18 protein-coding genes are annotated in these 20,065 nt (G+C 51.0%); 4 read left to right on the forward strand and 14 right to left on the reverse strand.

Translation table 11 applies throughout. The annotated features are described in order from the left end of the window. The first annotated feature begins 616 nt into the window (after positions 1 to 616). Together Q0499_RS17650 and Q0499_RS17655 are read left to right on the forward strand one after the other, a co-directional pair. A complete protein-coding gene (locus Q0499_RS17650; protein WP_299202110.1) occupies positions 617 to 1,789 on the forward strand; it encodes an alpha-hydroxy acid oxidase in 1,173 nt (390 codons plus the stop codon). 43 nt (positions 1,790 to 1,832) lie between these two features. Further along, positions 1,833 to 3,128 (forward strand): amidase, encoded by a 1,296-nt coding sequence (locus Q0499_RS17655; protein WP_299202113.1) that lies wholly within the window; start codon positions 1,833 to 1,835, stop codon positions 3,126 to 3,128. A gap of 31 nt (positions 3,129 to 3,159) precedes the next feature. On the opposite strand, the gene Q0499_RS17660 is transcribed toward Q0499_RS17655, so the two are convergent. The 12 genes from Q0499_RS17660 to Q0499_RS17715 all read right to left on the reverse strand — a co-directional run bounded on the left by Q0499_RS17660 (position 3,160) and on the right by Q0499_RS17715 (position 17,245). Continuing rightward, on the reverse strand, positions 3,160 to 3,492 hold the full coding sequence (locus Q0499_RS17660) for a hypothetical protein (RefSeq protein WP_299202115.1): 333 nt from the start codon (positions 3,490 to 3,492) through the stop codon (positions 3,160 to 3,162). Positions 3,493 to 3,533: 41 nt separating this feature from the next. Further along, positions 3,534 to 4,427, reverse strand: a complete 894-nt coding sequence (locus tag Q0499_RS17665; RefSeq protein ID WP_299202118.1) for a cytochrome c — start codon at positions 4,425 to 4,427, stop codon at positions 3,534 to 3,536. 8 nt (positions 4,428 to 4,435) lie between these two features. Next, complete coding sequence (locus Q0499_RS17670) at positions 4,436 to 5,017, reverse strand: cytochrome c (RefSeq protein ID WP_299202120.1); 582 nt, start codon at positions 5,015 to 5,017, stop codon at positions 4,436 to 4,438. A 62-nt stretch (positions 5,018 to 5,079) separates the two neighbouring features. Continuing rightward, positions 5,080 to 5,433 carry a hypothetical protein gene (locus Q0499_RS17675; protein ID WP_299202122.1) on the reverse strand — a complete coding sequence of 118 codons (354 nt, stop codon included), beginning with the start codon at positions 5,431 to 5,433 and terminating at the stop codon, positions 5,080 to 5,082. A 123-nt stretch (positions 5,434 to 5,556) separates the two neighbouring features. After that, entirely contained in the window at positions 5,557 to 6,696 is a 1,140-nt protein-coding gene (locus Q0499_RS17680; RefSeq protein ID WP_299202124.1) for a GNAT family N-acetyltransferase/peptidase C39 family protein, read from the reverse strand. A gap of 23 nt (positions 6,697 to 6,719) precedes the next feature. Then, on the reverse strand, positions 6,720 to 8,168 hold the full coding sequence (locus tag Q0499_RS17685) for a RimK family protein (protein WP_299202126.1): 1,449 nt from the start codon (positions 8,166 to 8,168) through the stop codon (positions 6,720 to 6,722). Between the two features lie 168 nt (positions 8,169 to 8,336). Then, the gene (locus tag Q0499_RS17690; RefSeq protein ID WP_299202128.1) at positions 8,337 to 9,542 is read right to left on the reverse strand and encodes an acetylornithine transaminase; all 1,206 of its coding nucleotides are present in this window, start codon (positions 9,540 to 9,542) and stop codon (positions 8,337 to 8,339) included. Positions 9,543 to 9,991: 449 nt separating this feature from the next. After that, entirely contained in the window at positions 9,992 to 11,413 is a 1,422-nt protein-coding gene (locus tag Q0499_RS17695; RefSeq protein WP_299202130.1) for a class II fumarate hydratase, read from the reverse strand. A 179-nt stretch (positions 11,414 to 11,592) separates the two neighbouring features. After that, positions 11,593 to 12,732: a flavohemoglobin expression-modulating QEGLA motif protein gene (locus Q0499_RS17700; RefSeq protein WP_299202132.1), complete on the reverse strand. Its 1,140-nt coding sequence runs from the start codon at positions 12,730 to 12,732 to the stop codon at positions 11,593 to 11,595. Further along, positions 12,729 to 13,244, reverse strand: coding sequence for an MgtC/SapB family protein (locus tag Q0499_RS17705; protein ID WP_299202135.1), 516 nt, complete (start codon positions 13,242 to 13,244; stop codon positions 12,729 to 12,731). The genes Q0499_RS17700 and Q0499_RS17705 overlap by 4 nt, the downstream gene beginning before the upstream one ends. Before the next feature lie 12 nt (positions 13,245 to 13,256). Then, the gene (gene ptsP / locus Q0499_RS17710) at positions 13,257 to 15,515 is read right to left on the reverse strand and encodes a phosphoenolpyruvate--protein phosphotransferase (protein WP_299202139.1); all 2,259 of its coding nucleotides are present in this window, start codon (positions 15,513 to 15,515) and stop codon (positions 13,257 to 13,259) included. A gap of 227 nt (positions 15,516 to 15,742) precedes the next feature. Beyond that, positions 15,743 to 17,245 carry a glycosyltransferase family 39 protein gene (locus tag Q0499_RS17715; RefSeq protein WP_299202141.1) on the reverse strand — a complete coding sequence of 501 codons (1,503 nt, stop codon included), beginning with the start codon at positions 17,243 to 17,245 and terminating at the stop codon, positions 15,743 to 15,745. A 239-nt stretch (positions 17,246 to 17,484) separates the two neighbouring features. On the opposite strand from Q0499_RS17715, the gene Q0499_RS17720 reads away from it, so the two are divergent. After that, entirely contained in the window at positions 17,485 to 18,234 is a 750-nt protein-coding gene (locus Q0499_RS17720) for a dienelactone hydrolase family protein (RefSeq protein ID WP_299202143.1), read from the forward strand. Between the two features lie 43 nt (positions 18,235 to 18,277). Here Q0499_RS17720 and Q0499_RS17725 read toward each other — a convergent pair whose 3' ends face one another. Together Q0499_RS17725 and Q0499_RS17730 are read right to left on the reverse strand one after the other, a co-directional pair. Further along, positions 18,278 to 18,922, reverse strand: coding sequence for a 2OG-Fe(II) oxygenase (locus Q0499_RS17725; protein ID WP_299202145.1), 645 nt, complete (start codon positions 18,920 to 18,922; stop codon positions 18,278 to 18,280). Positions 18,923 to 19,075: 153 nt separating this feature from the next. Continuing rightward, positions 19,076 to 19,609, reverse strand: a complete 534-nt coding sequence (locus Q0499_RS17730; RefSeq protein ID WP_299202148.1) for a hypothetical protein — start codon at positions 19,607 to 19,609, stop codon at positions 19,076 to 19,078. Positions 19,610 to 19,842: 233 nt separating this feature from the next. Here Q0499_RS17730 and Q0499_RS17735 point away from each other — a divergent pair, with 233 nt between their 5' ends. After that, the gene (locus Q0499_RS17735) at positions 19,843 to 20,046 is read left to right on the forward strand and encodes a hypothetical protein (RefSeq protein WP_299202150.1); all 204 of its coding nucleotides are present in this window, start codon (positions 19,843 to 19,845) and stop codon (positions 20,044 to 20,046) included. Positions 20,047 to 20,065 lie beyond the last annotated feature (19 nt).

Genomic DNA, 20,065 nt, shown 5'->3' on the forward strand with positions numbered 1-20,065 from the left:
AAGTGTCTTAGAGTCAGCCATCAGCCGGGTGGCTATCTATTCAAAAGCGTCAACGGCCACTTCATCTGGTATCAGTACCGCGCTGGCCGTTAAAAATGACTCCGTCACTTTTTATATCAATATTTTTTATATCAATATTTGCCAGCCGTGCCCTTAACAATGGCGCTCAGCAACATTGAAAAAGCATCTGACCAGACAGCATTAAACCCCTAAAAAACACACACATTTCAACAAATAAAATCATAAAAATCTGCTTTATGTCAACAAAATACTCGATTTATTAAAGACACTTTATTCTCAATATCAACTTTTTTAAAAACACCGGCAACTTATCAAAACTCAAAAAACAATTAAATATAACCATATATATCAATAATTTAAATAAAATATAACCTTAATCAATCTACTTCTGTTTAATATTTAAACACAATTTTAGTTTCATTTAATATTTTTTTATCTGAGCATACGACCAATTATCGTCTTTACTTTTAATTGAAAAGTCAGTTGACAAATCAAGCAAAAATGACGACCTTATAGGTCATCAAAAGATCACCTCAGGGTTAAACCATTGATTGTATTGAGTCCATTTACGGGTTAGTGGCGTTAGGAGTGAGTAATGCGCAGATTTTATAAAGGCCCGGATCTTTCCCGGGTGCTGAGTGTGGCCGAAATGGCGGCGCTGGCACGTCATCGCTTACCCGACTTTGCCTGGGAATATTTAGCCGGAGGCGCGGAAAATGAGCAGACGCTGCATGCCAATGAAACCGACTTTTCCAGACTTCGACTGACAGCACATACCCTGGTCGCCAATCACCACCCCTCTCTGGAAACCTCATTGATAGGCTCAACCAGCGCCCTGCCGATGATGATCGGGCCCAGCGGCTTTAATGGTATGCTCTGGCCGCAAGCCGACATCGCTTTAGCAAAAGCCGCCAGAGCAAAAAGGATTCCATTTTGTTTAAGCACAGTCTCAAATGCATCGATGGAGCAGGTTCGGGATGCGGTAGACGATCTGGACCTGTGGTTTCAACTCTACAGTTTAAAAAGCCCCTCACTGAATGGCGATCTGTTAGCCAGAGCCAGAGCGATTGATATAAATACCCTGGTGATTACCTCTGATGCGCTGGTCGTGGGCAACCGGGAATGGGACAGACGCAATTTTGCCAGACCCAGACAGCTGACCTGGCGTAATAAACTGGATCTGCTCAGACACCCCAACTGGATTCGACGCGTGATGCTGCCCAACGGGTTGCCGACCATGGGCAATCTGAACCCTTACCTGCCTGCCAATGAACAAAGCGCACTGGGCGCGATGAAATTTATTCAGGAACAACTGGATACGTTATTGGATTGGGACAAAGTCGCCAGACTTCGGGACCAATGGCAGGGCAAACTGATACTAAAAGGTGTGCTGCACCCCGATGATGCGATACAGGCGATGAAGCTGGGTTTTGATGGTCTGGTGGTGAGCAATCATGGTGGTCGCCAGCTCGACGGTGCGCTGTCTTCAATCGAGGCATTGCCTGCTATTGTCGACGCTGTGGGTGGTCAGATTGACCTCATGCTTGATAGCGGTATTCGTCGCGGTAGCGATATCGTAAAAGCGACTGCGCTGGATGTGCAGGGGGTGATGCTGGGCCGGGCCACTTTGTTTGGTGTCGCCTCGGGAGGCCAGGCGGGTGCCTCCCGGGTTTTGGATATACTGGAAGAAGAGCTCATTCGCTGTCTTAATTTAATGGGCGTTCAGAGCATCGATGAACTGTCATCAGATCATCTTTATCGATCTTAACGATGCTCTTATCCCCTTTTGTAGTACAAGGATCTATTTACTTATGAATACCACAATCAATCTGAATGAGATGGGCTTATGCCAGATGCTGCGGGCGATCGATGCCGGTGATTGCACCACCGAGGCGATTATCCACGCCTGCTTTGATCGTATTGACGCCCGTGAACCCAACGTTGGTGCCTGGCAAGTAAAACGCTCACGAGAGGCCTATCTGACCTATTATCAGGCGAATAAAGCGACTCTGGATGCAAGCCTGCTGAAAGGTTTGCCTCTGGGTGTGAAAGACATCATCGATACAGTTGAGATGCCAACAGAGATGGGCTCGCCTATTCATCAGGGCAGACAACCGATTGAGGATGCCAGCTGCGTAGCACAGCTGCGAGCTGCGGGAGCCATAGTGCTGGGTAAAACCGTAACCACCGAGTTTGCCTATTTCAAACCGGGAAAAACCAAAAACCCAGCGGACTTACAACGCACTCCCGGCGGTTCTTCCAGCGGTTCTGCGGCGGCAATAGCCGATAATATGGTGCCGATGGCGCTAGGGTCTCAGACGGCGGCATCCGTGATTCGCCCAGCCGCTTATTGCGGCGCTATCGGTTACGTTGGCAGCCGCGGTGAATTCTCTTTACGCGGCGGACAACCCCTGGCCCAATCCCTCGATTCATTAGGCTTATTCGCCCGACAGGTAGAAGATATTCAATTGTTGCGGTCGATATTACTGCGTCAACCAGCCTCAATCGACCCGACTAACGCTCAGCTGCCCACATGCGTATTGGTCTGCCATGGCGAGTCCGTTGGTGATCTGTCGTCTGCGATGCAAACAGCAACCGTAAAAGCGATCAGCCTGTTGCAAGCGAAAGGCATTAAGGTGATCGAGCTGGAGGCGGGTGATCGAATCCGGGAGATGGTAAACCACCACATCAACATTATGGCCTGGGAAGTCTGCCGTAATCTGGTGATTGAATCTTTTCATGCCGATCAGCTCAGCGCACCGCTGGCAGCACTGATCGAACAGGGGCTTTCTATGGATCGGGCCAGTTACGTGGCCTCACTGGATGCCGCCGACGCCTGTCGTGACTGGTTGTGGTCATACTCCGATGAGGCCGAAGTTATTTTGACACCGGCATCGCCGGGGATCGCGCCTTTAGGTCATGATGCGACCGGCGCGCCTCATATGAGTCGCCCCTGGCAGGCGATGGGATTACCGGTAATTAATGTGCCCGGTATGACCGATGAAAACGCTGTGCCGTTAGGACTGCAATTAGTTGGCAAGCAACGACAAGATGATGACCTGCTGCACTATGCCCGCGGGATAATGACACTCTTTGCTCAAGAGTGATGGGATTGAATAGCGCTGCCCGATAGCATCATCAATGTCCCTTAGGCGGCTTTCCACAACACTGATGTTGATGAACCGCATGGGCCCTGAGGTTTTCATCGGTAAAACCCTTCAAGCCTGCTTTTATATTCTGCCAACGGCTCTGTTTAAGGGGGATACCGAGCTGTTGTAGTTGCTGTTGCAGCTGAGGCAAACCGGTCTGCATAATGTTGCAGCGGATGGTCAGGTGTTTAGCCTGCCATTCAACCGACAGCACACCCTCAGTGATTGCCAGGACCTCCTGTTGTGCGCTGTCCGGGGTGAAACCTGCCATCAGCGCAAAGCTGAAACCTGACTCGACGTTTGCTGCTTGTTTATCAACCATATCAATCTCCTCCGTGTTAGCTTTCACAACGGCTTAACGCGCTATTCATCCCGGTTAAACAGATAGTATGCAATCGCATTCCTATCCTGCTGCTGCAGGTAAGCAGTGCCTTCACGCACCACTTCCGCCATGCTGCCACCGAACACGTCACCATCGGCTTTGACGCCGGTTTTCAGCGCATAACCCAGATCCAGCTCACTCCATCCCGCTTCAATCAGAGCTTTAGCCGTTATCGAAGGAATATTTCCCTCTTGCTCCAGCGCTGACGCACCTCCCGTATAGAGCGCGCCACTATCCAGTGCACCTAACAGGTTTCTCGGGCTGTGGCAGGCCGCACAATGGGCCGCACTCTCAACCAGAAATTTCCCCCGATTGTAACGCTCATCTTTATCGGGTTCTGCTGCGAAGGGGCGATCATCCAGAAACATCGCCTGCCACAGGTAGAGACTCCGGCGCAGATTAAAGGGAAAGCCCAGCTGATGCTCTGTACTTGTCTGAGCGACCGGCGGAACGGTCTGGAACGCAACCCAGAGATCAGTAATATCCTGATCACTAAGGCCGGCATAAAACTCATAGGGAAACGCCGGATAATAGGGATCACCCGATGGCGAAACACCATGACGCAGCGCAATGGCAAACTGCTCCAAAGTCCAGCCACCGATACCGTTTTGCACATCGGTAGTCAGGTTAGGCGGATAGAAAGTGCCAAACTCCGTTTTCAGTGGCGCGCCACCAGCCAAAGGAGCACCTCCACCTTTAACATCGGTATGACAAGCGATGCAGCCACTGGCTCTGGCCAGATAAGCGCCCCGGGACACATCACCCCTGGCTGTGCTCAGATTCAGCTCAGGAATACTGGCCAGCAGCGGCAGACTAAACCAGCCCGTCGCCGCTACCATCAATCCGACTACAACAAGCAACCCGTGCTTTTTCATCAGCCGGATCACTCCTCTACGCGATAGCGCTCGTGACAGGATGAACAGTTATCGGTCAGCATCTGAAACACCGCACTGGACGGCATCTTAGCAAGCTGTTCGGGGTCATCCATCATATGTTCATTACCACCCATCATGCCGCCTGACCCCATCATGCCATCGGAACTGCCCATCATCCCGGAGCCACCCATCATATGACCCGCGTTACCACTTTCCTGATTGTCTGCGGCTTGATACAAACCATCTGCCAGCCGGACCTGACGGTCTGCAAGGGTTTTAAAGCGCTGCCACTCTTCCCAGATCAGCGGCTTGGCTTCAGAATGACCTGACACGCTGCCCTCAGGAAACAGCTTTGTCATGGCATCACCGGAGTGGGTTTTAATCGTTTCGGCGGCGTTACGAATAGTGTCAGCGTTATACTCTGCTTCGCCTTTATAGATAGCACTGACCTCTTTTACGACATCTTTCATACCCTCCATCAGGTCCATCCGTTCTTTAATGACACCGGTTGCACCCCCATGGGCTATTACTTGCTGAGTGGTCAGTGTGGTCACTGCCACAAGACAGGTCGATAAGATTATTTTTTTCATAGCAACAGAATTCCCTTAATCATAAGAATAACAACAGATAGCAGTGTGTAGAGATGATCAGATCAAAGGGATCGAGGGGGCGGTGTTTCCTGCGCCAGAGAAACAGATGAGAGCCGCCATAACGGCTCCCACCTCGCGAACTGTGTCAATTTTCTGACCGGCTGTAACCCGGCGGTTATCGGTGGCAGCATATGCCCAGGGTGACACTCGCTCAGATGACCGTGGTATTCGGTGTCATCTGAACTGCTGTCATATCCCGAATGAACGCCATCATCAGTGCCATGACCATGGTACAGCTGGCCAACGGAGTGTCCCGACTGCAGTGTTTGCAACTCAACAGCATGCACATGCACTGGCTGCAGCTGAACGCTCAGCACCAGTAACACGATAATCAGCTGTTTAAGCTTGACCCACATACTATATCGGCTCCGTTTTAATCTCTTCTGCCACGCCCGTCCGAGCTGACAGTCACACTGAGTATAAAGGTTCCGGTTGGGGGAATGTCAAGACGAGACTTATACAGCGGGTATGCAGTGTACTTATTCTATACTCAGTTCCCGCTTCCTGATCGCCACCGCCGTTCGCAGCCGGCCACTGCCAAACGCAGACATCTTATCGAAGTCCTGCCGGGTGATGGGCAGATACTGGTTATCGATGGCCAGTTGGCTGACATCCTCAGCATCGGGGTCATGAACGTAAAAGCAGCGTTCATCAATGCCGGTCATAGCCACCCAGTGCGGCGCTTTCTTACCATCCAGCCGGAAAGTGCTGATGAGGATGATCACCGCATAGCCCTGTTGCAGCCAGTCGGAGATGCGCTGCTGATCGAGTTCTTCATAGATCACCCGGATATGCTCATCGCGGTCGGTTTTTTCGACAAACTGCTGATGAACCACCGCCAACACCTCTTTTTTATGGCTGGAGCGTACGCCATCAACAAACAGCGGGCCTTCGGTGTTGATCAACGCCTGCACAGCAAACCCCCGCTGACTGGCGGCCAGCGCCAGCCCCAGCGGATGACAACCGCCGTGCCCGGTGGTCATAAAGATGGTGGTGGCTTCACGCCAGATATCCAGTTCCTCTTTCTGATCCACCAGCCGCGTCTCATCGAGGCTGGCCATCACCATCATCAGCGCCGCCGGGCCACAGGTAAAGGGAGTGGTTTGCTGATACCAGGGAGTTAAGCGCTGGATTTTATCGATACTCAGATACTGAATCGTCTTCTGCATCCGCAGTGCATCGGAGTGATCTTCGTAATAATCGTGATATTCACCAAACACCCGATAACCACAGCGGCGATAAAGCGCGGCGGCCGCCTCGTTAGATTTGGCAACCTCCAGGCGCATAAACAGATAACCCCGTTCGGCGGTCACCAATTCCAGTTCGCGCATCAGCCTGACCGCCGTGCCGCTGCCCCGCATCTCTGGCAACAATGCCAGCGAATACAGACGCGCCAGTCGGGTGCCCTTATGGCACCAGACCAACCCATATCCAACCACAAGGTTTTGACACACCGCGACGATAAGCTCTCCATGGGGGGCTTTTATCCAGTTACGCAGGCTACGGCGGTGTAGCCGATCACCGTCAAAGCAACGTTTCTCGATCTGTTCCAACCTGTCCAGATCATCGAGAGATGCCCGACGAAACGTGACGCTCTGAAGTTCAGGTTTAGCGTTCATCAACGGTTATCCCCGATCATCGCCTACCGTCCCCGCAGTTCAAAGCGGCGCAGGAACTCATGCATAATCTGCATATACAGCTCTTCGCCCAGGTAGAGATCTTCCACATCGCTGTCGATACTGGGGTTATCGTTCACCTCAATCACATAGGCACACTTATCCACCTCTTTGATATCGATACCGTAGAGACCATCACCCACCACCGCGGCCGCTTTCAGGGCAGCATCCAGCACCACCCGAGGCACTTCAAAGGTCGCCAGGGTATCAAAGCCACCGGAGAAGTTTCGCTTCGACCCGTGGTTATAGATCTGCCAGTGGTTACGGGCCATGTGGTAGCGGCAGGCATAGATCGCCCGGCCGTTTAGCACCCCGATACGCCAGTCATAGTCGGTGAACATATATTCCTGTGCCAGCAGTAACGCCGACTCCTGAAACAGCTGATCCAGCAGGGTTTTCAGGGCGTCGCGGCTCTCAGCTTTAAATACGCCTTTAGAGAACGAGCCTTCCGGCAGTTTTAACACCACCGGAAAACCAAACTCCGCCTCAAGACTGTCCAGTGTCACCTCACTGGCATCAGTAATCACATGAGTTTTGAGGCTGGGCACCTTTTTGTAATTAAAGGCATCGTGCAGATAGACTTTATTACAGCAGCGCAGTATCGAGCTGGGATCATCCAGCACCACCAGTCCGCTCTCTTCCGCCTCACAGGCCAGCCGATAGGTATGGTGATCTATCGCGGTGGTTTCACGGATAAACAGACCATCAAAGCGACTCAGGTGGTTGAGCTCATCCGCGGTGACGGTTTGCGCCCGGATACCAAACTTGGCCGCCGCTTTAACAAACCGGGAGATCGCCCGCTTATCACTGGGAGGCACTTTCTCCTGTGGATCGACCAGAATCGCCAGATCCCAACGATACTTTTTACTGCCACCTTTGGTGTGCCAGCTAACCCGGGCGTATTCATCCATCACCCCGAGCGAAAAGCTCAGTTGTTCGGCGGTCAGGGATGACAGTGAACAGCGGCTCAGGCGGATATCATGGCCTGACTCGCTGACACTCAGGGTCATCTCCAGCAGGGGCGCGGGGAACTGCTGAAACGCCTTGCTGGCGACTTTCTTAAAGCGCGGGTCGGCCACTTCACCCATACAGATAATGTGAGTGCCCTCAGTTGCCTGCTGCTCAGCCAGTCCGGCCAGCAGTGAACTACTCAGCCACAGGCCGGAATTACGCCGGCTGCGCAAGGCGTTGATCACTTTCACACTGGGCAGCACCTGATGCTGGCGGGCTTCAGCCAGCAGCGAGCAATAATACCCCTTACTCAGATAACGCTCGGTATCACACAGGTTGATGATGCGGATTTTCGGCTCGCCCAGTTTAGGGTAATCCCGCAGGTAGGTTTCAAAGGTCAGAGTGTTTGATGGCAGTCCGGACAGGGAAACGTCGTCATCCACCACGAAAAGAGTTTTATACATATGTCAGTCCAAAAGTTTGGGGCGATGCTTGAGCACATCAATCACTGACGGTTTGGGCACCCCACAATTACAGGGTTATTAAACAGTTTTGCTTCCGGCGACCCCGGAATCCTTTATTACCGCGCTCTTTGCAGCGTTCTGTCAACAAAGAGCGCAACACAACAGCGTTTACAGCGCAGATTTTTTCAGTGTGGTCAGCACCGCAGCCAATAAAGCGATGCCCTCATCCACCTCTTTTTCAGTCAGTGTCAGCGCGGGCATAAACCGCAGCGAATCTTCCCGGGGCGCATTGAGCAACAGACCTGCGTCTCTGGCCAGTTCAACAATCTGCGGGCCGGAATAGTTACCGGTATTGATCGCCAGCAACAGGCCTTTACCCCGTGTAGCACCCAGACCAAACTCTTTAGCCAACTCAGACAACTGCTGGCAGAAATACTCACTGACCCGATTCACCTGTGCCATAAAGCCTTCAGCCAGCACTTCATGCAAGACTGCAGCGGATACTGCACACATCAGCGGATTGCCGTTATAGGTGCCTCCCTGATCACCGTAATCAAAACAGCTGACCGCTTTATCAATCACCATCGCCGCAATTGGCACACCACCGCCCAGCCCTTTACCCAGGGTCATGATATGTGGCTCAGCCTGATACTGCTGATAGGCAAACAGGCTGCCGGTCCGGCCGATCCCGGTTTGCACCTCATCCACAATCAACAGCAGATTATGCTGTTTACACAGCGCATCCAGCCCGGCAACAAACTCAGCATCTGCCGGAATAACCCCCGCTTCGCCTTGAATCAGTTCCAGCATGATCGCTACGGTCTGATCATCAATGGCGCTTTCAGTGGCTGCCAGGTCATTATAGGGCACCTTGGTGAAACCGCTCACTTTCGGCTCAAAGAGTGGCGCAAATGCCTCTTTACCAGTGGCCGACATAGTGGCCAGGGTCCGGCCATGAAAACTGTACTGAAAGGTGATGATTTTAAACGCGCCACCTTTGTTTTTCTGACCCCATTTCCGCGCCAGCTTAATTGCACCTTCGTTGGCTTCTGCACCACTGTTGGTAAAGAACACCTGGTCAAACCTTGAGTTTTCACACAACAGTTCCGCCAGTTCCAGCATCGGCTGGTTATAAAACGCGGGGCTGGGGTTGATCAGTTGTGCCGACTGTTTTATCAGCGCCTGCTGCATCACCTCAGGGCTGTGCCCCAGGGTGTTGACCGCCCAGCCCTGAATCCAGTCGAGATAGCCTTTATCATTCTGATCAAACAGATAGTGGCCAGCACCACGCATAAAACAGAGTTCTGGCCGCTTAGTGATGGGGATCAGGTAGTTTTGTTTCTGTAACACATTTGTTGTCGATGAATTTGTCATCACAATATTCCTTAAAATCGTCTGGTTCTGGCATCGCCGGACGTGCTCGCCCGCGGCATACCGTACATCCTGTACATAAAAAAAACCGCAGGGGTTACCTGCGGCTTTTTGAGTATTTCTTCAGCTTAGACGGTTATCGTCGTCGGCTTACCACACCCAAACAGACACAGGCATACGATACATGGCGTCGCAATGTATTAAGGTATTCAGTCACTGATATTGGTGTGTTTTTAGATAGTTTCATAATGGCGCGAGTATCGGGCTAATCGGGGTGCCGGTCAATAGCTCATATTATATTTTTTTGTTATTTATGATGCCGGATAGCAAGCTGATTTATGCTCGATTTAACAACATAATGACTCAGCTTTCACATTATTAAATTCATCGCTCTCAGGATGTAGCTGCAGGCCATTTAAGGTCATTTTTTATCCGTGTATTCCTTAGTCTGTTTACGCCTTAAGTTGAGTATCCAGCACATCACTCATCAGGGTTTCAAACTCTGCCTGAGTGTAATAACCCAACGCTTCGGCAGCACTCGCAAGGGAGCCGTTATGCTGATGGGCCTGATGCACAATCGCCGAGGCGACATCGTAGCCAATCTGCGGTGCCAGCAGGGTGATGGTTGAGAGATTGTGCGCCATATTCGATCTGATCTGCTGCTGATTCAATTCGAGACCCACCACACAGTTATGGGCAAATGAGTTCATCGCATCGGTTAACAGTTCGATGCTTTCCATCAGATTGTGGATAATCACCGGGCGATAGGTATTCAGCTGCAACTGACCTTGCGATGCGGCCATTGATACCGTCAGATCGTTACCGAACACCTGTAAACAAACCATACTCAGCGCTTCACACTGGGTGGGATTGACCTTACCCGGCATAATCGAACTGCCCGGCTCATTCGCAGGCAGTTGCCACTCATTCAGGCCACAGCGGGGACCGCTGCCGAGCAGACGAAAATCGTTGGCCAGTTTCAGTAGCACAGCGGCTAACTGCTTCAGTGCCGCGCTGAAGCGCAGGGAGTCACTCTCACCTGATACGGCAGCATACAAATTTTCATGCGAGGTGAAGGGCAAGCCATACTGATGTGCAAGACCTGCGGCCACCTTTGCACCGAAACCTTCCGGGGCATTGTTGCCAGAGCCGACCGCGGTGCCACCCACCGCCAGTTTATAGATGCCACCCAGACTATCGCTAATCGCCACTCCCGCCTCTTTTAACTGTGTAACATGTGCTGAAAGCGCTGCACCGACGGTCATCGGCAGGGCATCCATCAGATGGGTACGCCCGACGCTGTAGATAGCGGCAAATTCGGTTTGCTTATCACTCAGTGTTCGGGTGAGATGGTTGAGCGCGGGAAACAGTTTCTCATCGCTTTGCTGCGCCACCACCAGATGCATAGCGGTGGGAAACACATCGTTGGATGACTGGGACATATTGATATGATCGTTGGGGTGAATAACGCTGTTGCCTGACTCTCTATCTACATTGAGGAAAGCGTTTGCCAGAGCGCAGACCACCTCATTGACGTTCATATTGGTCTGAGTGCCGGAGCCGGTTTGCCATACCCGCAAGGGGAACTGATCACGATGACCGCCCTTTAGGATATCATCACAGGCCTGCACGATGGCATCACAGTACTCAGCCGATAACAGCCCTTCCCGGTGATTAACCTCTGCACAAGCCCGTTTTACATGCACCAGCGCATCGATAAAGCCGCGTTCAAAGCACTGCTTACCGATATTAAAGTTGATCAATGAACGTTGTGTCTGGACACCCCAAAGCATCCCTTCTTCAACCGTTACCGGGGCAAAATAATCCGCTGTTGGATTCGCCCCTGTGCTGTTTTCAGATGTGCTTTTTTTCATCATCACGCCCCCTTAGTGTCTATCCGGAGGCGGAGCCAGACTTGACTACCATTGCAGATATTCCGCTGGCAATCCATTAAGAAAAATTAACCGAAAACCTTTAACATCCGGAGCTGAACCCTGCGCCTCCACCCCTTAACCATAGACTAAACAACGGCAGCTCTCTAATTTCGACAGTTCTATTTAATCGCATGGGTGATAAATTTCTGAATCGCATCATTATCGACCGGGTGAGCGATGGCCGGACTGATCAGCTCAGGTTTTAACAGATAGCCTTTATCAATCAGCCCGGTGATCACCGGCAGATGTTCAATCGACACTTTGCCCGACAGCAGATTATTAAAATCAGGCCGGTTTTCATAGGCATTCAGCATCTGATGCAAGCCCTGCAGATAGAGATAATCCTTGGTCAGACCGCCACCCCGGTAGACCCGTGCGGTAATAGTAAACGCCTGCTCATCGGCCACATTATGTTGCTCTTTAAGCAGCAGAAAGGTCTTTTTAAAGTCGTTCTCTTCAATCATCGATTCCACGGCCAGAACCCGCAACGCGAGCACTTTCAGGCGCGGCAGGGTCATACAACCGGCAAGATACTCACTGAGTATCGCCAGCCCTTCCTGAGTCATGGTATTCACCGGACAGCCCATCGTCAGAATTTTAAGCGGCTGACTACGGGCGTTCAGCGTCGTCACCAGGTGTACACCCAGTTCATGATGCGCCAGCGCATTCACTTCCGTTTCGGATGCCTGGGCAGCACTGTTCACCTTCACCGTAAGACCGGACACCAGCGCATTCGCAATCATGCTGTCATCCAGCTTTATCTGGTACTGATACCCCTCAGACTGTGCAAATGCCTCCAGTCGGGTCACGATCTCATCAGATGCGAGAATCCTGTCATCATTAGGATCAAGGTCCGGCAGGTGCAGAATAAAGTTAGCGTTGCGGATATCTTTTTCGCTGGGTTCACCGTAATAGCGAAGCGACTCATAAAGAAAATCCGGCGTGCCGATCGATTTATACTGATCGATCTTATCCACATAGGACTCAATCACTTCACTGTATAACTGGCTCAGCTGATCTTCAGCCAGCTCATCAACCGGCAGGTTAAACAGACTGCGCTTGAGACAAAAGGAATCCACCTTTTGAGTAGAGTAGAGAAAATCAGGACTTTTAGAAAAGTTGGATTCAAAAAATGCGACTTTCTCCGGCCGGTAATTTACCGGGCTGACGCTATCGAGAATATTGATCCCTTTAACCAGTTCATACAGTCCGTCATCCAGCCTTCGCAGAGGCGCCGTAATCAGTTCATTAAAGCTCATAATTTTGTCCTTCCTGACCGACCTAACGTCTCATCTATTTTTTGGTGTACACCCTGGGTCAGCACCCGTAGCCGGTTCTCGAGAAACTCCACACCACACAAAATCATCACCACCAGCAATGACAGTTTTATCGCCGGCAGCAGATAGCCCATACTGACAAGCACTCCAAGCGCGGCCAGCATCCAGATAGCGGCCGCAGAGGTAACTCCAATCACCGCACCATGCTTAGACAACATCACCCCAGCGCCGAGAAAACCGATGCCGGTGATCACCTGCCCCACAACCCGCGTGGGATCTGATGCTTCACCCTGTAACAGAAACGCACAGGCAAGAAACAGGTAAGTGCCCACAGTAATCAGCGCTGAGGTACGAATGCCTACCGGTTTACCCCGCACCTGACGTTCGCAACCAATCACCGCACCACAAAAAAGCGCCGTACCGATGGCAGCCCAGCTAAATGGGGTGATATCAACCAGCGCAAAAAGATCCTCTTCAAAACCGCTCCAGCTCAAAGTCGTCTGCCTCTATTTTTGCGGGCTGTCGTTGAATAATAGTTTCTTTGACGCCAGAAACTGCTGCCCCAGCTTGCGAATAGCGGTGGCATTATCCTGTTCCAGAGCCTTCTCCAGCAGTTTTTCTGCGTCCTCCCGGGAGATCTCACGCAGGATCCATTTGATCAGTGGAATTTTCGCCGCACTCATACTCAGCTGCTGAATCCCCATGCCTAACAATAGCGTTACTGCAACCGGGTCTGACGCCATCTCGCCACACACACTGATGGGCAGCTTCATCTTCTTCGCCATACTGCTGATGCGCACCAGTTCATGCAGCACTGCAGGATGCAGTGAGTCATACCATTTACCCACCAGCGGACTGTTGCGATCCAGCGCCAGCAGATACTGACTCAGATCGTTGGTGCCGATAGAGATAAAGTCGAGTTTATCGCGCCAGAAAGGCAGCAAAGAGATACAGCTTGGCACTTCAACCATGATGCCAACCTTTGGCCGACAGACGGAGAACCCTTCATCCAGCAGCTGCTGGTGCACCTCTTTGAGTATCGCCAGACACTGATCCAGCTGTTCGGTTGAGGCGATCATCGGCAGCAACAGGTGCACATGCTCACTGCCCGCCGCCGCGCGCATCACCGCCCGCAACTGTGTTATTAACAATGGCTGATTATCAAGAATATAGCGAATACCGCGCCACCCCAGTGCCGGGTTATCCTCTTTCACCACCGGCAGGTACGAAAGGGGTTTATCGGCACCAATATCCAGGGTACGAAAATAGACCGGTTTATCTTTGTAATGACTGATCAGGCTGGCGTATATTTTTTCCTGATCATCTTCTGACGGCAGGCTGGATCTGACCATAAAAGGCACTTCGGTACGAAATAAACCGATCCCTTCTGCGCCGAATTTTAATCCGGGTAAAACATCCGCCTGCAACCCGGAGTTCGCCAGCAACGTCACTCTGATATTGTCTTTTGTCACCGCAGGCAACTGACTGTCAGCCTGTAAACGACTCGCCAACGATAACCTTTCGGAGATAATCCGTTTGTACTCTCTGAGGGTCGCCCTCCCAGGGGAGCAGATCACCTGGCCGGTATCACCATCAACCACCATCTGCTCACCATTCTGCACGGACACATCACCTAACCCCATCACCGCAGGGATGCCCAGGGCGTTGGCAAACACCGCAATATGGGAGAGGGAGCCGCCGGCAAAACAGACAATACCCGCCAACCGTTCAGTGGTCAGGTTGACGATATCCGATACACTGATGTGATCGCCTACCAGTATCAAAGGGTCATTACCGGATGGAGCCTCTGGCTCAGAGGTACGCTGCCAGATCTGATACAGTTTTGCTCCGAGCTGCTCAATATCCTCATGGCGCGCCCGCAAGTAGGGGTCATCCATCGCTTTAAACTTATCAGAAAAGAAACTGACCGACTGTTTGACCGCCCAGGGCAACTGAAATCCGGCGGCGATCTCATCAATAATCCGCTGTTCAAAGGTGACATCCTTCAGGAACATCTGATAGGCATCCAGCACGGATGCCAAACCCTCACCCAGGGTGTCCTTAACCGTATCGCGCTCCTCGCGCAGCTCATTCATCGCTTCGACTTTGAGGTTTACCCAGCGGACCTGCTCAGCCTCGACATCATCCGTTTTCAGCTTCTGAATTTCAGCCAGCTTCGACTGCTTACGAATAAAGACCTTGCCCAGGGCAACGCCCTGCGCACCGCTAATACCCTGATATAACTTAGACTGCGAGTGACTGAACAACACATCTTTTGAATAGGTGGCTAATAACATCGCCAGATGGGTTGCCAGGGTTGAAAGCAACGCCACATAGTCGGATTGCAGGACTTCAGCACGACGGCTCTGAACCACCAGAACACCGTTGACTTGTGCCCGGTACACCAGCGGCACACCACAAAAACTATGAAACCGCTCCTCTTTAGAGTTCGCAACATAGTAATACCCAGGACGCTGATCCGGCTCTTTAATATTAATGGTGTTTTGCAGTTGCAATACCTGGCCAACCAGACCCTGTTTAGCCGGGATGATAACCGGGTGCTTTCGAATCAGACCATGACTGGCGACCAGTCTCAGACTGTCATCCGGCTGTCGCAGGTAAAGACTGCACACATCAACAAACAGCGTCTCACTGATCGCATCAACAATGTGCTGAACCTGTGCTTCAATGGTATTCGCTTTAGCGGCCGACTGGATGATCTGTGTGAGTTTTGCGAACGCACTCTCACTGGAATTCTGGTTCATAACACACGCCTTGTCTCTACAACCCTAAACAACTTAAACCCCAGGCTTAATGACTGACCTATACGCCCCCGCAAAGTGACCTACAGCGGGAACAATTCATACTCTGTAGATTAAACTTATATCGCTCCCAAAGCGCCGTGACAATCAATAACTATGGCTGCAGCCAACTTAATGCGCTAAGCCCTGCAAAACAGGCGTTCTAAGCCTGAATATCCACAGAGTAAGGCTTATTTTAACGACGCGTTATTGCAGACACGTTCTGAGCTGAGTAACACAAAGCCAAGACGATACTCACCGCGATCCGTATACTGATAGGGAGCCGTGATATAACCCGACACTGAATCGGTCAAATCAACCCCGAGTGAACGCAGATAGTGGTCGAGACCTCTCGGCATAGCATCCTCCCGGGTTGCTTTCCAGGCGATCAGGCACTGCCCCTCTGACTCGCTGCTACGGCTATCTGCGATGAAGAGCTCTGTTTTCGGACTCAACAGTCGCGCATTCTCAAAATAAAGGCCAATATTGGCCGCCGTCAGATTACTATCGCCAATCACTGTGCCCCCGTTGAACCCCTGCAGCTTGAGCTGTTCGGCCAGATCCGCCGATGGGTACTGCATCCGACTGGGGTTTTTCTGAACATAGGGCGCCAGCCAGAACTGGCTGAAGCGCAATACGATAACGGTGGCCGCAAAAAAGATAATCACTGAACGCAGCAGAGTCTCACGACGGGGAGAGATACCGACAGCCTCAGCCCGGCTAAGAAAATACAACGGAAAAATAATCAGCAGCGGCTGAAACCAGCGACTCTGGAACTGAGTGGTACCAAAGATGACGATCAACAGCACACAGACCAACACCGCAGCGATCAGAAAACGCGCGGCTAACAATCGGTGTGGATTGACACTCCCGGCAGCTAACGGCCGATACGCTGACGGAACAAGCAGCGTTAACACCAGCCATACCAGAATCAAAAACTCCGCTGAATTTTTCACCAGACTGGTAAAACCGCTGACGACGCCCGCCAGATAACCGGTCTGCGAACCTTCACCCACCTGATCACCAATAAACGCCCTGATCTCATCCAGATGCGCTATAGCCCAGAGCATATGCGGCAAAAAAAGCAGAACAGCGATGATGGCTGAAACGATAATGCGCCGATCAAGAATCAGCCTACGGTACTCGCGTATCGAAAGCGCGGCCAGTAACAGGCTGAGAGCAAACAGAGCAAAGCTATACTTAGCCAGCATACCGCAGGCCAGCAGCATGCCCAGTACCCCATAGCCGGTCCAGGAGCGCTTCTGATAGATGTGGATTGCCGTATAAAAAGTGGCCGAGGCAATCGCGGTGGCCAACACTGTGTGAGTCAGGTCTCTGACCGACTCCCAGGCAATGCTGGGAATCAAAAACAGTGAAAAAGCCGCCAGCAACGCAATACGCTGATTCCGGATAAGCTTTCCCGCTGTCAGCCAGGTAAACAGATAGATAGAAAAGAGTAACAGCGATTTTAATACCGCAAGGGCAAAGACCCCCTCGCCAAACAATTGGAAGAACAGCCACTGCAGCCAGCTATACAGCGGTGGCTGGGTATTATAACCCAGTGCCAGCTGCTGGCCTAAGATCAGCTGTTCTGCCTCATCCAGCTCCAGAGTTCCGCCCATTGCCAGACGAATAAGCAGATGGAGCAGCACATACCCAAGCAATAACCATAGAAACTGACGAGGTGATGACATTGATTTGTCAGAAAGAGTCACCGGAAGTCCTTAATCCCAGAGAGTAAGCTGAACATGTTATCACTGAGACAGGTAAAAACCGAAAACTGTTCAGTTTAAAACCTTTGATGATCTATCCGTACCGGTTTTTTTGATCTGTTCTGAGCACTTATGCGTAATCAACAGTGAAGAAAACAACATAAAACAGTGTTGCCAAGCCTCTACACTTAACCACACAATAATATTATCAGGTGATGGATATGAAATACCTCTCTATGCTGGGAACGATAGTCGGAATTAGCCTGTCTATTTCATCAGTGGCCCAGGCGGGTGAGATCGTCAAATATCAGGTCAACGGTCTCGACTATGAGGGTTACTACACCAGCCCCGCTGAAGGCGCCCCCATGGTGCTGTTGGTTCACGACTGGGATGGCCTCACTGACTACGAAATGAAACGCGCCGAAATGCTGGCAGAGATGGGATATTCTGTATTTGCTGCGGATCTTTTTGGTGCAGGCATCAGACCTACAGAAGTGACTGATAAGAAGCAACACACCGGAGAACTCTATAAAGACAGGGAAAAAATGAGAAGTCTGCTTGAAGGAGCAATGAGTAAAGCCAAACAACTCGGCGGTAACACCGATAATAGTGTCGCCATGGGATATTGCTTTGGCGGCGCTGCGGTTCTGGAAATGGCCCGATCGGGTGCCCCTCTGAAAGGCTTTGCAACCTTCCATGGCGGATTGAACACACCTGAAGGCCAGGACTATTCGAAAACCCAGGGCTCAATACTGGTTATGCATGGCAGTGCAGATAGCGCGATTACGATGGATCAGTTTGCCAATCTGGCTAATGAACTTGAAAGCACGAAAGTGAAGCATGAAATGATCACCTACAGTGGCGCGCCGCACGCGTTCACGGTATTTGGTTCAGAGCGGTATCGTGAAGATGCAGACACTAAATCATGGGATCGCTTCAGCAACTATCTTGCCGCCACGCTGAATAACTAATCCCGGGAAGGAGCAAACAGATACCGGGCAATCACTGACAGCATCAGGACTCCGGATCAACCCTGTTGCTGTCAGAGCTGTTGATACGATACCAGCCAGCAATACTGTAACGATCCGTCATGGTGGGCAACACCTCATGGGGGAACTCTTCGCTGAGGAAAATTACCACTGTGCCATATTCAGGTTGCACTTTCAGCAGCGGGGTACGGCCCTTTTCCGGGTAGACAAGCAGCTCTCCACCATCGCTGTCACTCCAGTCAGGATTAAGGTAGGTGACTACAGTCAAGACACGGTTCTGTTGTCCTCGGAAGGCATCGAGGTGCACTTTATAATAATCCCCGGGACAGTAATGCGCATAATGACTTTCGAATGAAAACAGCCCCAGAAACAGTCTCCTGTTGAGTGCCTGTTTCAGGCCATCAGCCCAGACCAGCCAGGCTTGTCCAGCAGCTGTACTACTGTCTATCCAGCAAATCTCATCACGACGAATCGCTTCAATGTTCTGATGATCGGCCTGACGGCCAATACCGGCACGACTGAAACGGTGTTCGGGTAAACCTCTTACCTCTGCAGCCAATGCAGCACTCAGCGTTTCAGGCAGCGCATTACGGAGTACACAAATCCCATGTTGATAGACTTCATCGGCTATCTGGTCGAATAACCTGCTGTCTGACGCTGTGTTTCCCATTTGCCGCGCTACCTTGATTAGAAAAGCGCATTTGATAGAAAAACAATGTCAGCGGCAATCTATTTCTGCATATAGTCTGATCTGTATTTCAACAGCCGGATAACAAAAAGGGCCGCAATAGCGACCCTTGTATCAGCGCAACACCATTCTGTATCAGCTGCGACGATCTGCAGGGCTGCCACGGCGTTCACTGCGACCAAAGGTTGGCGCCACATCGGTGCTGCGAACATAACCGACCACACAACGCTCCGGGTCAATCACTTCACTCAACACTTCACGCCACTTATCAGAGTTTAATACCACATGAGAAGAATCGCTGAACTCAAGCCAGCCATTTTCCACCATCGCTTTAACTTTACGGCGCACCGTCTCATAGGGGATTCCAGTAGCAATACTGATCGAATGGTTGTTACAGGAAAAACCAGCAACACCCTGACGATTTTCTGTTTCTTCACGCTGACGCAGCGCCCACAGAGAGATTACATTAAAAATAATGGCCGATTTGATATCACCATCAAATACGCGGTAACAACGAATCAGAAAGTCAGTTGAAAAAGAAACAAAACCCAGCTTCTGCGCCAACTCGTCGGCATCATAACTGGCACGCAGGCTCGTTGGCATGCCCCCTCCAAAATTTGATGTTTTTATGTTGTCTGAACCAGCCCCGTGAGCAGTATTCTTATCCATTTGATCCCCCTTGTTATAATTCTGTGTGAAAATCCGTTTTACCCTTACATTTCACCCATACAGAGGCTAAATCAAACAGATCTCTCATTTTGAGTATAAAACAGAACATATACTATTCCGCCCCCGCCCGACAACAAAAACCCTGTAATAAATAGGAAATTTAACCTGCGAAACCTTTTTGTCACAATTTTCTAAGAGAATATATCGGCAAAATAGAAGAAAGGTTTAAAACAATGAAGACGAATTCAATTGAGCATCAAATCGCACAACTCCTACGCGATGGCCATAGCGCCGAACAGATTATCAGCATCATTAACCTGCCTGCCGATCAGGGAATATCCCTATATAGAGACTATATAGCGCAACGCAAACTGCAACAGCTTAGAGCATCTAACCAACACAATCAGGCTGCCTACGCCATGAGTCTGGGGCGCTGAGAGCACTTTTGATCTGTAT

It is taken from the genome of uncultured Amphritea sp. (assembly GCF_937127095.1).
Lineage (GTDB): Bacteria > Pseudomonadota > Gammaproteobacteria > Pseudomonadales > Balneatricaceae > Amphritea.

Coding starts and splice junctions, on each gene's coding strand:
- Q0499_RS17650 (WP_299202110.1), top strand. CDS start 617: ATGCGCAGATTTTATAAAGGCCCGGATCTTTCCCGGGTGCTGAGTGTG.
- Q0499_RS17655 (WP_299202113.1), top strand. CDS start 1,833: ATGAATACCACAATCAATCTGAATGAGATGGGCTTATGCCAGATGCTG.
- Q0499_RS17660 (WP_299202115.1), bottom strand. CDS start 3,492: ATGGTTGATAAACAAGCAGCAAACGTCGAGTCAGGTTTCAGCTTTGCG.
- Q0499_RS17665 (WP_299202118.1), bottom strand. CDS start 4,427: ATGAAAAAGCACGGGTTGCTTGTTGTAGTCGGATTGATGGTAGCGGCG.
- Q0499_RS17670 (WP_299202120.1), bottom strand. CDS start 5,017: ATGAAAAAAATAATCTTATCGACCTGTCTTGTGGCAGTGACCACACTG.
- Q0499_RS17675 (WP_299202122.1), bottom strand. CDS start 5,433: ATGTGGGTCAAGCTTAAACAGCTGATTATCGTGTTACTGGTGCTGAGC.
- Q0499_RS17680 (WP_299202124.1), bottom strand. CDS start 6,696: ATGAACGCTAAACCTGAACTTCAGAGCGTCACGTTTCGTCGGGCATCT.
- Q0499_RS17685 (WP_299202126.1), bottom strand. CDS start 8,168: ATGTATAAAACTCTTTTCGTGGTGGATGACGACGTTTCCCTGTCCGGA.
- Q0499_RS17690 (WP_299202128.1), bottom strand. CDS start 9,542: ATGACAAATTCATCGACAACAAATGTGTTACAGAAACAAAACTACCTG.
- Q0499_RS17695 (WP_299202130.1), bottom strand. CDS start 11,413: ATGAAAAAAAGCACATCTGAAAACAGCACAGGGGCGAATCCAACAGCG.
- Q0499_RS17700 (WP_299202132.1), bottom strand. CDS start 12,732: ATGAGCTTTAATGAACTGATTACGGCGCCTCTGCGAAGGCTGGATGAC.
- ptsP (WP_299202139.1), bottom strand. CDS start 15,515: ATGAACCAGAATTCCAGTGAGAGTGCGTTCGCAAAACTCACACAGATC.
- Q0499_RS17715 (WP_299202141.1), bottom strand. CDS start 17,245: ATGTCATCACCTCGTCAGTTTCTATGGTTATTGCTTGGGTATGTGCTG.
- Q0499_RS17720 (WP_299202143.1), top strand. CDS start 17,485: ATGAAATACCTCTCTATGCTGGGAACGATAGTCGGAATTAGCCTGTCT.
- Q0499_RS17725 (WP_299202145.1), bottom strand. CDS start 18,922: ATGGGAAACACAGCGTCAGACAGCAGGTTATTCGACCAGATAGCCGAT.
- Q0499_RS17730 (WP_299202148.1), bottom strand. CDS start 19,609: ATGGATAAGAATACTGCTCACGGGGCTGGTTCAGACAACATAAAAACA.
- Q0499_RS17735 (WP_299202150.1), top strand. CDS start 19,843: ATGAAGACGAATTCAATTGAGCATCAAATCGCACAACTCCTACGCGAT.